The organism is Dactylosporangium sucinum (assembly GCF_014647515.1).
Lineage (GTDB): Bacteria > Actinomycetota > Actinomycetes > Mycobacteriales > Micromonosporaceae > Dactylosporangium > Dactylosporangium sucinum.
Genome location: NZ_BMPI01000047.1, coordinates 51,319 through 62,203, shown reverse-complemented (window position 1 = coordinate 62,203; position 10,885 = coordinate 51,319). Strand labels below are relative to the sequence as shown.

The window sequence follows — 10,885 nt, the reverse complement described above, 5'->3', positions numbered from 1 at the left end:
CCGCCCCGCGCCGGATGATGCGGGGCGGGGCGCGACTTCACCCGGCTCAGCAGTCGCAGGAGACGGCCCGGCGCGGCGCCGTGAGGTCGTCGGCCGGGCGGTGCTCGCGGCCCGTGCGGGTCTGGAACGTCAGGCCCTCGCGCACCCAGTACTCGTAGCCGCCGAGCATCTCGCGCACCCGGTAGCCGAGCCTGGCGAACTCGAGCGCGGCCCGGGTGGCGCCGTTGCAGCCGGGGCCCCAGCAGTACGTGACGACGTCGGCGTCGCGCGGGATCTCGGCCGGGGCGCGCAGCGCGATCTCGGCCGTCGGCAGGTGCACGGCGCCCGGGACGTGGCCCTGGGCCCAGGCCTGGGGGCCGCGGGAGTCGACCACGACGAGGCCGGGGGTGCCGGCCTCCAGCAGGGCGTGGACGTCGCTGACGTCGGTCTCGTAGGTCAGGCGGGCGGTGAAGTGCGCGATCGCGTCGGTCGGTGTGTCGGTCATGGCGTCGATCGTCGCCGCCGTGCCGGCGCTGCGACAGTGGCGCTCACGACGCTGTGCGCTAATATCCCGCCATGCGGCGCGTGGCGGTCCTGGCGTTCCCGGGGATGTCGATGTTCGAGACCGGGATCGTGACCGAGGTCTTCGGGCTGCCCCGCCCGGAGTTCGAGATCCCGTGGTACGACCTGATCGTCTGCGCACCGAGCGACCGCCCGGTGCCGGTCCTCGGCGGCGCCGAGCTGCGCACGCCGCACGGGCTGGCCGAGTTCGCGGCCGCCGACACCCTCGTCGTCCCGGGGGTCGCGGGCGTGCACGGCGACCCGCCGCCGACGGTGCTCGACGCGCTGCGGCAGGCGCACGAGCGGGGCGCGCGGATCCTGTCGATCTGCTCCGGCGCGTTCGCGCTCGCCGCCGCCGGGCTGCTCGACGGGCGGCGGGCCACCACGCACTGGCGCTACGCGGAGGTGTTCCGGCGCCGGTTCCCGGGCGTCGACCTCGACCCCGACGTGCTGTACATCGCCGACGGGCCGGTGTGGACGAGCGCGGGCAGCGCCGCCGGGCTGGACCTGTGCCTGCACGTGGTCCGCCGCGACCACGGCGCCGCGATCGCCAACGCCGTGGCGCGGCGGCTCGTCGTCCAGCCGCACCGCGACGGCGGGCAGGCGCAGTACATCGAGAGTCCCATGCCGCCGGCGGCCGAGGACGACCGGATCGCCGGCAGCATCGCGTGGGCGCTGGAGCACCTGGCCGAGCCGATGACGGTCGACGGGCTCGCCGCGCGGGCGCACATGTCGCCGCGCACCTACCTGCGGCACTTCGCCCGGGCCACCGGCACCTCGCCGATCCGCTGGCTGGTCCGCCAGCGCGTGCAGGCCAGCCTGGCGCTGCTGGAGACCACCGACGAGCCGGTCGAACGGATCGCCGCCGCGGTCGGGTTCGAGACGCCGGTGACCTTCCGCCACCATTTCGCGGGCGTCATGCGCACCTCCCCGTCGGCGTATCGAAATGCGTTTCGGGCCGGGGCGGCGGTGCGGTAGCGTCATTCGCCGTGTCGGCGTGGGGGACGCTCATCGGGCTGGGCTTCCGGCGCTGGTCGGCCTATCGGATGGCGGCGTTCGCCGGTGCGTTCACCAACAGCGTGTTCGGCCTGATCCGGGCCGGCGTGGTCCTGGCGACCGTCGGCGTGGCGGGCGGGACGCTCGGCGGCTACGACGCGAGCAGCGTCGCCACCTACGTGTGGCTCGGGCAGGCGCTCATCGGGCCGGTGCACCTCGGCGCCTGGAACGACCTCGCCCAGCGCATCCGCACCGGGGACATCGCCGTGGACCTGGCCCGCCCGGTGGACCCGATGCTCGCGTACCTCGCCGCCGACCTCGGCCGCGCCGCCTTCGTGTTCCTGCCGCGCGGCCTGCCGCCGCTCGCCGTCGGCGCACTCGTCACCGGCCTGTCGCTGCCCACGACGCCGCTGCCGTACCTGCTGGGCCTGGTGAGCGTCGCGCTCGCCGTCGGCGTGTCGTTCGGCTGCCGCTGGCTGCTGAACCTCAGCGCGTTCTGGCTGCTCGACCTGCGCGGGCCGACCACGCTGTACCTGGTGCTGACCGCCCTGCTCACCGGCCTGGCGGTGCCCGTGCACTGGTTCCCGCCGTGGCTGGCCACGCTCGCCGCCGCCACGCCGTTCCCGGCGATGCTGCAGGTGCCGATGGACGTCCTGGGCGGGCGGGTCACCGGCGGTGCGGCGGTGGCCGCCCTGGCGGTCCAGGCCGCCTGGCTGGCCGGGCTGCTCACCGCCGGCTCGCTGGTCTTCCGGCTCGGCGCGCGCCGCCTGGTGGTGCAGGGTGGCTAGCCCCTACCTGACGCTGGTCGCACTGCGGATGCGCTCCCAGACGGCGTACCGCGGGTCGTTCGCGATCGAGGTCGCCGCCAGCCTCGGTGCGACCGCGAGCGGGTTCGCCGAGCTGTACGTCATCTTCGCCAACGTGCCGGTGCTCGGCGGGCTCGCGTTCGACGCGGCCCTGCTGGTGTTCGCGCTCGGGCACATCGCGTTCAGCCTCGCCGACCTCATCGTCGGGCACCTCGACACGCTGCCGAACTACCTGCGGGCCGGGACGCTCGACGCCTTCCTGCTGCGGCCGCTGCCGGTCCTCGCCCAGCTGGTCACCGCCGACCTGTCGCTGCGCCGGCTCGGCCGTACCGCCGCCGGATCCGTGATCGCGGGCGTGGCCCTGGCCCGGACCGGCCCCGGCTGGAGCCCCGCGTCGGTCGGGCTCGTCGCGCTGACCATCGTGAGCGGCGCCGCCATCTTCGCCGCCCTGTTCGTCGCCGCGGCGGCGGTGCAGTTCTGGATGGTCGACGGGGCCGAGTTCACCTCGTCGTTCGTCTACGGCGGCAGCTACGCGGCGCAGTTCCCGGCGAGCGTCTACACCACGCCGCTGCGGGTGCTGTTCACCTTCGTGGTGCCGGCGGCGTTCACCGCCTACCTGCCGGTGCTGACCCTGCTCGGCCTGCCCGGGCCGTTCCCGTCCTGGATCGGCTGGTGCACGCCGGTCGCCGCGGCCGGGGCCTGGGCGGTCGCGCTGCTGGGCTGGCGTGCCGGGCTCCGCCACTACACCGGGACGGGATCATGATCATCGAGGTCGAGGCGCTGGAGCGGCGGTTCAAGGCGGTCAAGGCCGTCGACGGGCTCACGTTCGCGATCCCGGCGGGCGCGGCGGTCGGCTACATCGGCGCGAACGGCGCCGGGAAGTCGACCACCATCAAGATGCTCACCGGCATCCTCAAGCCCACCGGGGGCCGGGCCCGCACCTGCGGTCTCGAACCGCTGCGCCACCGCCGCCAGCTGGCCCGCCGCATCGGCGTCGTCTTCGGGCAGCGCAGCCAGCTGTGGTGGGACCTGCCGCTGCGCGACTCGTACCGGGCGCTCGCCGCCATCCACCGCCTGGACCGGGCGGCCGCCGGGCGCCGGCTGGACGAGCTGGCCGACCGCCTCGATCTCGGGGAGTTCCTCGGTACCCCGGTCCGGCAGCTCTCGCTGGGCCAGCGCATCCGCGGCGAGGTGGCGGCGGCGCTGCTGCACTCGCCGGAGCTGCTCATCCTCGACGAGCCGACGATCGGGCTCGACGTGCTGAGCAAGGAGCGGCTGCGGGTGTTCCTCACCGAGCAGCGCGAGCTGCACGGCACCAGCCTGCTGCTGGCCACCCACGACATGGGCGACGTGCACCGGCTCACCGGCCGCATCCTGGTCGTCGACCACGGGCGGCTCGCCTTCGACGGCACCCTCGCCGAGCTGGCCGGCCAGGTGGGCGCGGAGCGGATCGTCGTGCTCGACCTGGCCGAGCCGGCCGCGGACCTGACGGGGGTGCCCGGCACGCGGTTCATCGGCGCCGAGGCGGGCGGGCTGCGCCAGCGGCTGGCGTTCGCCCCGGGCTCGTCGACGGTCGCGGCCGTGCTGGCCGCGGTGGCCGAGCGGGTCCAGGTCCACGACCTCACGATCGAGGAACCCGACATCGAGGCCGTGGTGCGCCAGCTGTACCTGCTAGGTTCGGCGGCGTGACGATGAGTGGCGGAGACGTCCTGCGCGCGGTGGCGCTGGTCCGGGAGGCCTTCGGCGACGTGCCGGACGACGGCTGGGGCCGCCCGGCCGGCACGCTGACCTGGTCGTGCTGGGAGACGATCGAGCACATGGCGGACGACCTGTTCGCCTATGCCGGTCAGGTCGCGCTGGCCGACCCGCCGCAGGACGCCTACCTGCCGATCGTCTGGCGCACGATGCGCGACGACGGCCCCTCCAGCACGATCTTCGTCGAGGCCGGGGGCGGCACGCTGGGCCTCATGCGCGTGCTCGAGGCGTGCGGCACGATGCTGGCCGGCGTGGTCGACACGGCCCCGGCGCACCGGCGCGGCTACCACCCCTACGGCGTCAGCGATCCCGAGGGGTTCGCGGCGATGGGCGTCGTCGAGGTGCTGGTCCACGCGTGGGACGTGGCCGACACCGTGGGGCGGCCGTGGAAGCCTCCGGCGGACCTGTGCCAGGCGGTGCTCGACCGGCTGTTCCCCGGGGTGCCGCCGGGTGACGATCCGTGGCAGGCGCTGCTGTGGGCGACCGGCCGCGCCGAGCTGCCCGGCCACCCGGCGCGCGAGGACTGGCGCTGGGACGGGCGGCCGCTAGCCGAACGCGGCTAACGTCTCGACCGGCGGGATCACGTAGTAGGCGCCCGTGAGCGGGGTCGTGTAGCGGGTCAGCGCGTCGCGCACCCCGTCGCCGACCCCGGCCATGCGGCGCAGCATCTCGGCGAGCGGGTGCTGGCTCGCGCAGAAGCCGACGAACATCGTGCCGTGGTCGCGCACCGTGCCGTAGGCCGTGTTGCGCCGGAAGATCTTCAGCTCCTCGCCGTCCTCCTCCACGACCGTGCGGGAGACGTGCGACGTGGGCGGCTGGCGGTCCTCGCCGAGCTCGACACTGTCCGCCTTGGTGCGGCCGATGACGAGCTCCTGCTCCGCGACGCTGAGCGCGTCGAAGGCGCCGGTGTCGTGCCGCCACTGCTGGACGAGCGCGATGGCGGTGCCGTCGCGCGTGGCGACGCTCGGGGCGAGGCTGCGCGGCGGGTTCTCGGTGCCGTCGATGAAGCCGGTCAGGTCGCGGTCGTGGTGGTACACCCAGCCGGCGACCTCGGTGGCGACCGTCACCACGGGGTCGAGGACGCCGAGCGCGGCCCGCGTGTAGTCGAACAGCGCGGTGCGGTCGGCGCCGGCCAGCCACAGCCAGGCGTCGTGCTGGGTGGCGGGCATCGTGAAGCCGTCGGGGCCGGTGACCGGCTCGGTGAAGTCCCCGGCGTCGCTGCCCCACAGCGACGGCCGCAGGCCGGCCACCACGTTGATCGCACCGGTCGCCGGCATCGGCTCGCCCACCGCGTTGAGCGCTCTGATCAGGTCTTCCCTGCCGCTGCCCGGTCTCGCGTCGAGCTCCAGGTAGACGTGCTCGGCGAGGGCCGCCGCGAAGATGCCGGGCTGTGGGGTCGGTGCCATGCGCGGATGGTACCGGCAGGACATTTGTCACCGCGTTTGCTGGATCGACTGCTCTGCACCCTGCGTCGATGCGTTCCTACCGTGAGGTCATGGACGCGGTTGCGCTCGAGAAACTGTCATACGCCTACGGCACAGTGCAGGCCGTGGAGGACGTGTCGCTGCGGATCGCCGCCGGGGAGGTCGTCGCCGTGCTCGGGCCCAACGGGGCCGGGAAGTCGACGACGCTGCTGATGCTGCTCGGGCTGCTGCCGCCGCGCACCGGCACCGTGCGACTGTTCGGCCGCACGCCGGCGGCGGCCGTCGCGGCCGGGCAGGTCGGGGCGATGCCGCAGGTCGGCGGGCTGCTGCCGCACGCGACCGTCGGCGACCTGCTGCGGTTCCTCCACGACGTCTATCCGAAGCCGATGCCGGTCGCCGAGGCGCTCGACCTGGCCGACCTCACCGAGCTGGCCCGCCGGCCGGCCGAGCGGCTCTCCGGCGGGCAGGCGCAGCGGCTGCGCTTCGCGATGGCGGTCATCGGCCGGCCCGACCTGCTCGTGCTCGACGAGCCGACGGCGGCGCTCGACGTGTCCGCGCGGCGGGCGTTCTGGGCGGCGATGCGCGGCTACGGGCGCACGGTGCTGTTCTCGACGCACTACCTGGAGGAGGCCGACGCCAACGCCGACCGCATCGTGGTGCTCGACCGGGGCCGGGTCATCGCCGACGGCACCGCGGCCGAGGTGAAGCGGCGCGTCGACGTGCGGACGGTGAGCGTCGCCCTGACCACTGCCGACTATTCGGTGCTGCCGGGGGTCGTCGCCGTCCACCGCCGCAACGACCGCGCCGTCCTCACCACCACCGACGCCGACGAGACGGTCCTCGCGCTCGCCGCCGCCGGGCTGCTGCGCGACCTGGAGGTCGGCGGGGCCGACCTCGAGTCGGCGTTCCTCGCCCTGACCGCCCGGGAGGCCTGATGCTGCCCTACGTCCGCCTGGAGCTGCGCCGGCTGGTCCGCATGCCGGGGCTGCTCATCTTCGCCGTTTTCATGCCGCTGCTGAGCTACCTGCTCTTCACCAACCTCACCACGATCACCGGCCAGGACCAGGCCACCGCCGCCACCTACACGATGGTGTCGATGGCGGCCTACGGCGCCATCGGCGCGCTGCTCAACTACGCGTCCGGGCTGGTGCTCGACCGCTCGATCGGCTGGCTGCGCCAGCTGCGCCTGACCCCGCTGCCGCCGGTGAAGGTGGTGCTCGGCAAGGGGGTCACGGCCCTCGCCACGGCGCTGGTGCCGGTGCTCGCGCTGTGCGGGGCGGCCGTCGCGGTCAACGGGGTGTCGCTGCGGCCGGGGCAGTGGCTGGCGATCGTGCCGTTGCTGTGGCTGGGTTCGCTGCCCTTCGCCCTGCTGGGCATCGCGCTCGGCTGCCTGGCGACGGCGCAGACGGTCCAGCCGCTGAATCTCCTGGTGTATCTCGGGCTGTCGATCGCCGGCGGCCTCTGGCTCCCGCTCGACATCCTGCCCGGCTGGCTGGCCGACGTCGGCCGGTGGCTGCCGACGCACGCCTACGCCGACATGGCCTGGCGGGTGGCGTTCGGCGGCGCGCCCACGCTGACCGACCTGCTGACGCTCGCCGCGTGGCTGGTGGCGTTCACGGCGCTCGCCGTGTTCGGCTACCGGCGCTCCACCCGCAGCGTCGCGGTGCTGTGACAGGGTGGACGACGTGAGCCGGAGATGGTGCCCCTCGATCGCGGGGATGATCTGGGTCGGGGTGTGGACGTTCCCGCTGCTCGACACGATGAGCACGGTGCGCGGGCCGGTGAGCGGGACGGCCCTCGTCCTCTTCTGGGCCCTCTACATCTACACGGCGGCGCTCGGCTTCGAGGGCAACGAGGTCACCCGCACCAAGCACACGTTCTTCGCCGCCGTGGCGGCGCTGGGCCTGACGATCGCCGCCGTCCACGGCTCGCACTGGCTGGTGGTGCTGCTGTTCGTGTCGGTGTGCGGCATCGCCGTCTACGGCGGCGCCCCGAAGCCGGTCGCCGCCCTGACCGTGTTCCTCGCCGCGCTCGCCGCGATCGCCGTGATCGGCCTGGCGCACGGCGTCCCGACCGCCGAGCTGGCCACCACGCTGATCGCGACGACGCTGTCCTCGGCCCTCGTCGCCGTGGTCCGCCAGCTCAACCGCACGGTGGCCGAGCTGCACCGCACCCGCGAGGCGCTCGCCGTCGCGGCCGTGGCCGAGGAGCGGCTGCGGTTCTCCCGCGACCTGCACGACCTGCTGGGCCACACGCTGTCCGTCATCGTGGTCAAGGCGGAGGTGGTCCGCCGCCTGGCCGAGCGCGACCCGGCCGCGGCCGCCGCCCAGGCCGCCGACATCGAGGACGTGGGCCGCCGCGCGCTGGTCGAGATCCGCGAGGCGGTGACCGGCTACCGCGAGAGCGGCCTGACGGCCGAGCTGACCCGCGCCCGCGGCGCCCTGTCCTCCGCGGGCATCACGGCCGAGGTCCAGCGCGCCGCCGCCCCGCTGCCGGACCCGGCCGACCACCTGCTCGCCTGGGTCCTCCGCGAGGCCGTCACCAACGTCGTGCGCCACAGCGAGGCCAAGACCTGCACCATCACCCTGACGACCGACGACGACGCCGCCACGCTGTCGGTGGCCGACGACGGCCGCTTCACCGCCACCACGTCCACGCTCCCGGGCAACGGCTTGCGCGGCCTGACCGAACGCTTACGCGCCGCGGGCGGCACCCTGGAAACCGGCCCGCGCCCGGGCGGCGGCTTCAGCCTGCAGGCCAACGTTCCCCTGGCCACGCCCGCATGACGCCGCCAACGGCCTCCCCGCGCACGGCCTCCCCGCGCACGGCCACGCTGGCATGCCTCGACCGCGTCTGCTTGGGGACGTCCCTCCGGCACGCCGCCTGGACCGCCCGCCGCACCTGCCCCACGGCCGCGACCGCGCCGCACCACCGCGACTTGTTGCCTGGCCTCGTTCCCGCGGGCCGTTCACGGTTTCGTCGTCGTCGAACGCGGGTCGCGTATCTTGGGCCGGTGGCGGTAGGCGGGCGGCTGTGACGATCCGGATTCTGCTGGCCGAGGACCAGGGGATGATGCGCGGGGCGCTCGCGCTGCTGCTGGGGCTGGAGCCGGACCTCGAGGTGGTCGCGCAGGTCGCGACCGGGGACGCGGTCGTGCCGACGGCGGTGCGGGAGCGGCCCGACGTGGCCCTGCTCGACATCGAGATGCCCGGTGGTGACGGGCTGACCGCGGCGGCCGAGCTGCGGCGGCGGCTGCCCGGGTGCCGGGTGCTCATCCTGACGACGTTCGGGCGGCCCGGATACCTGCGGCGGGCGATGGAGGCCGGGGCGAGCGGGTTCCTGGTCAAGGACGGGCCGGTCGAGGAGCTGGCGGCGGCCATCCGGCGGGTGCTGGCCGGCGAACGCGTCGTCGACCCCGCCCTCGCCGCGGCCGCGCTGGCCGCCGGGCCGGATCCGCTCACCGACCGGGAGCGCGACGTGCTCCGCGAGGCCGCCGACGGCTCGACGGTCGCCGACATCGCCGCGCGGCTGCACCTCTCGGAGAGCACCGTGCGCAACTACCTCTCGGCCGCCATCACCAAGACCGGCACGCGGAACCGCATCGAGGCCGTCGGCGTAGCCCAGTCCAACGGCTGGCTCTGACCCCGCCCGAAGTCGGTCAACTTGACCTTGGTGAGTTCCGGTCGCCCCGGCAACTCTTCAGTCCCCCGGCAACGGAAATCCACCAAGGTCAGCTTTGGGGCGGGCCAGGCCGCGCCACCACACGCGGGCGGCGCGGCCGAGAGCGCGTGAGCCGCGGATCGCCCACACGCGCGGGCCCGCGGCGCGCGGCGGGCGGACGGGGCGCGGGCGGGCGAGGCACTGGGCGGAGCTGCCGCAGGCCGCGGGCGCGGACGGGGCCCAGCCAGCGGGCGCGGGCGCCACTGGGCGGAGCCGCCGCAGGCCGCGGGCGCGAGTGGGGCTCAGCCGGCGGGCACGGGTGGGCGAGGCACTGGGGGGAGCTGACGACGAAGGCCGCGGGCGCGGACGGGGCTCAGCCAGCGGGCCGGCGCGCGCGGCCAGCAGGCGGGCGCGGGCTCGGCCGGCGCGGGAGCGGCCAGCGGGCCGGCGCGGGAGCGGCCGGCGCGCAGCGCGCGCAAGCGGGACCACCGCGGCAAGGCGCGATCCGTCGACGCCCGCGCACGCGTGAACGGCGCGGGCGTCAGCCGCGCGCACGACGACGCTAATCCGTATTAGTCAACGGCGCAAGACGGTAACGAATCCCCTCCAGCGCATTGACCCGGCAGTGCGGCAGCGCGCAGGATTTGCCGCCAACGGGTGCTGATACGCATTAGTCAACGAAGGCGGGGCGACGATGGTCGGGCGGAGGGTCACGCAGCGGGACATCGCGCGGATGACCGGGGTCAGCCAGGCCACCGTTTCGCTCGTGCTGAACGACCGGGCCGACAGCGGGGTCCGCATCGCGCCCGAGACGCGGCAGCGGGTGCTCGACGCCATCCGGGAGACCGGGTACGTGGCCGACGTCGTCGGGCGCCGGCTGGCCGATCGCAGCAACCGGATCCTCGGCGTGTTCACGTACGAGCCTGTGTTCCCCAGCGCGGCCGCCGACTTCTACCACCCCTTCCTCATCGGCATCGAGGAGCGCGCGGAGGAGCTCGGGTGCGACCTGCTGCTGTTCACCAGCACGCCGGTCGTGGACGGGCGGCGGCGGCTGTTCGAGGGGGACAACCGGATGCGCCTCGCCGACGGCTGCATCCTCCTCGGTCGGTCGATCGACCGAATCGAGCTTGAGCGGCTCGTCGCCGAGGGGCAACCGTTCGTGTGCGTCGGGCGGCGGGACGGCGAGCGGGTGCCGTACGTGGGCGCGGACTACGCGACCGCGGTCGGTGCGCTGGTGCGCAGGGCCGTCGCCATGGGGCACCGCCGGCTCGCGTACGTCGGCACCGGCGGGCCGGCCGAGTCGCACGCCGACCGGCTGCGCGGGTTCGCCGAGGCGTGCCTGAGCACCGGGGTGGGCGGCGTCCACCATACCCGGCTCGACCGGGCCGTCCGCGGCGACTTCACCGCGATCCTGCTGGAGGAGCCGGCCGACGCCGGCGAGGCGATCGCGGCCCTGGAGCACCACGGCAAGCCGGAGGTGTCGGTCGTCGCGCTCGGCGAGCCCACCCGGAAGCCGGCGACGCCGGCACCGAGGGAGATGACCCGGTTCCGCACGCCGCGGCGCGAGATGGGCTGGCAGGCCGCCGACGACCTGACGGCCCTGGTCAACGGGAGCGCGGCGCGGCAGCGGCTGCTGCCGTGCGAGCTGGTCGACGGCGTAACCCTGAGTGCAGTACACCATTGATCAAGGAGTGCATGTGAAGG

General features: G+C 74.7%; 12 protein-coding genes. 10 read left to right on the top strand and 2 right to left on the bottom strand.

Annotated elements, in window-relative coordinates; all coding sequences use genetic code 11:
• Positions 1-46: 46 nt before the first annotated feature.
• Entirely contained in the window at positions 47-484 is a 438-nt protein-coding gene (locus IEZ31_RS37495) for a rhodanese-like domain-containing protein (RefSeq protein ID WP_190254835.1), read from the bottom strand.
• A 71-nt stretch (positions 485-555) separates the two neighbouring features.
• Between IEZ31_RS37495 and IEZ31_RS37490 the strand changes: the two genes are divergently transcribed.
• The 5 genes from IEZ31_RS37490 to IEZ31_RS37470 are packed head-to-tail and all read left to right on the top strand — an operon-like array spanning position 556 to position 4,660.
• Positions 556-1,518 (top strand): helix-turn-helix domain-containing protein, encoded by a 963-nt coding sequence (locus IEZ31_RS37490; protein ID WP_190254834.1) that lies wholly within the window; start codon positions 556-558, stop codon positions 1,516-1,518.
• Between the two features lie 11 nt (positions 1,519-1,529).
• Positions 1,530-2,324 (top strand): ABC transporter permease, encoded by a 795-nt coding sequence (locus IEZ31_RS37485; protein WP_229836230.1) that lies wholly within the window; start codon positions 1,530-1,532, stop codon positions 2,322-2,324.
• Complete coding sequence (locus tag IEZ31_RS37480) at positions 2,317-3,105, top strand: ABC transporter permease (RefSeq protein ID WP_229836229.1); 789 nt, start codon at positions 2,317-2,319, stop codon at positions 3,103-3,105. The genes IEZ31_RS37485 and IEZ31_RS37480 overlap by 8 nt, the downstream gene beginning before the upstream one ends.
• Positions 3,102-4,031, top strand: coding sequence for an ABC transporter ATP-binding protein (locus IEZ31_RS37475; protein WP_190254833.1), 930 nt, complete (start codon positions 3,102-3,104; stop codon positions 4,029-4,031). The genes IEZ31_RS37480 and IEZ31_RS37475 overlap by 4 nt, the downstream gene beginning before the upstream one ends.
• 2 nt (positions 4,032-4,033) lie before the next feature.
• On the top strand, positions 4,034-4,660 hold the full coding sequence (locus IEZ31_RS37470; RefSeq protein WP_190254866.1) for a DinB family protein: 627 nt from the start codon (positions 4,034-4,036) through the stop codon (positions 4,658-4,660).
• Here IEZ31_RS37470 and IEZ31_RS37465 read toward each other — a convergent pair.
• A complete protein-coding gene (locus tag IEZ31_RS37465) occupies positions 4,643-5,503 on the bottom strand; it encodes a Dyp-type peroxidase (RefSeq protein WP_190254832.1) in 861 nt (286 codons plus the stop codon). The genes IEZ31_RS37470 and IEZ31_RS37465 overlap by 18 nt on opposite strands.
• An 89-nt stretch (positions 5,504-5,592) precedes the next feature.
• Here IEZ31_RS37465 and IEZ31_RS37460 point away from each other — a divergent pair, with 89 nt between their 5' ends.
• The 5 genes from IEZ31_RS37460 (at position 5,593) to IEZ31_RS37440 (ending at position 10,865) form a co-directional block, all read left to right on the top strand.
• Entirely contained in the window at positions 5,593-6,456 is an 864-nt protein-coding gene (locus IEZ31_RS37460; RefSeq protein ID WP_190254831.1) for an ABC transporter ATP-binding protein, read from the top strand.
• The gene (locus tag IEZ31_RS37455; RefSeq protein ID WP_190254830.1) at positions 6,456-7,193 is read left to right on the top strand and encodes an ABC transporter permease; all 738 of its coding nucleotides are present in this window, start codon (positions 6,456-6,458) and stop codon (positions 7,191-7,193) included. The genes IEZ31_RS37460 and IEZ31_RS37455 overlap by 1 nt, the downstream gene beginning before the upstream one ends.
• Before the next feature lie 13 nt (positions 7,194-7,206).
• Complete coding sequence (locus IEZ31_RS37450) at positions 7,207-8,307, top strand: sensor histidine kinase (RefSeq protein WP_229836227.1); 1,101 nt, start codon at positions 7,207-7,209, stop codon at positions 8,305-8,307.
• Positions 8,308-8,554: 247 nt separating this feature from the next.
• Positions 8,555-9,163 (top strand): response regulator transcription factor, encoded by a 609-nt coding sequence (locus tag IEZ31_RS37445; protein ID WP_268241722.1) that lies wholly within the window; start codon positions 8,555-8,557, stop codon positions 9,161-9,163.
• Between the two features lie 712 nt (positions 9,164-9,875).
• Positions 9,876-10,865: a LacI family DNA-binding transcriptional regulator gene (locus IEZ31_RS37440; protein WP_229836226.1), complete on the top strand. Its 990-nt coding sequence runs from the start codon at positions 9,876-9,878 to the stop codon at positions 10,863-10,865.
• Positions 10,866-10,885: the final 20 nt, after the last annotated feature.

What these genes read in the sequence shown, in the direction of transcription:
- IEZ31_RS37465 (WP_190254832.1), bottom strand. Translation starts at nt 5,503, where the DNA reads ATGGCACCGACCCCACAGCCCGGCATCTTCGCGGCGGCCCTCGCCGAG.
- IEZ31_RS37455 (WP_190254830.1), top strand. Translation starts at nt 6,456, where the DNA reads ATGCTGCCCTACGTCCGCCTGGAGCTGCGCCGGCTGGTCCGCATGCCG.
- IEZ31_RS37470 (WP_190254866.1), top strand. Translation starts at nt 4,034, where the DNA reads ATGAGTGGCGGAGACGTCCTGCGCGCGGTGGCGCTGGTCCGGGAGGCC.
- IEZ31_RS37490 (WP_190254834.1), top strand. Translation starts at nt 556, where the DNA reads ATGCGGCGCGTGGCGGTCCTGGCGTTCCCGGGGATGTCGATGTTCGAG.
- IEZ31_RS37495 (WP_190254835.1), bottom strand. Translation starts at nt 484, where the DNA reads ATGACCGACACACCGACCGACGCGATCGCGCACTTCACCGCCCGCCTG.
- IEZ31_RS37440 (WP_229836226.1), top strand. Translation starts at nt 9,876, where the DNA reads ATGGTCGGGCGGAGGGTCACGCAGCGGGACATCGCGCGGATGACCGGG.
- IEZ31_RS37475 (WP_190254833.1), top strand. Translation starts at nt 3,102, where the DNA reads ATGATCATCGAGGTCGAGGCGCTGGAGCGGCGGTTCAAGGCGGTCAAG.
- IEZ31_RS37460 (WP_190254831.1), top strand. Translation starts at nt 5,593, where the DNA reads ATGGACGCGGTTGCGCTCGAGAAACTGTCATACGCCTACGGCACAGTG.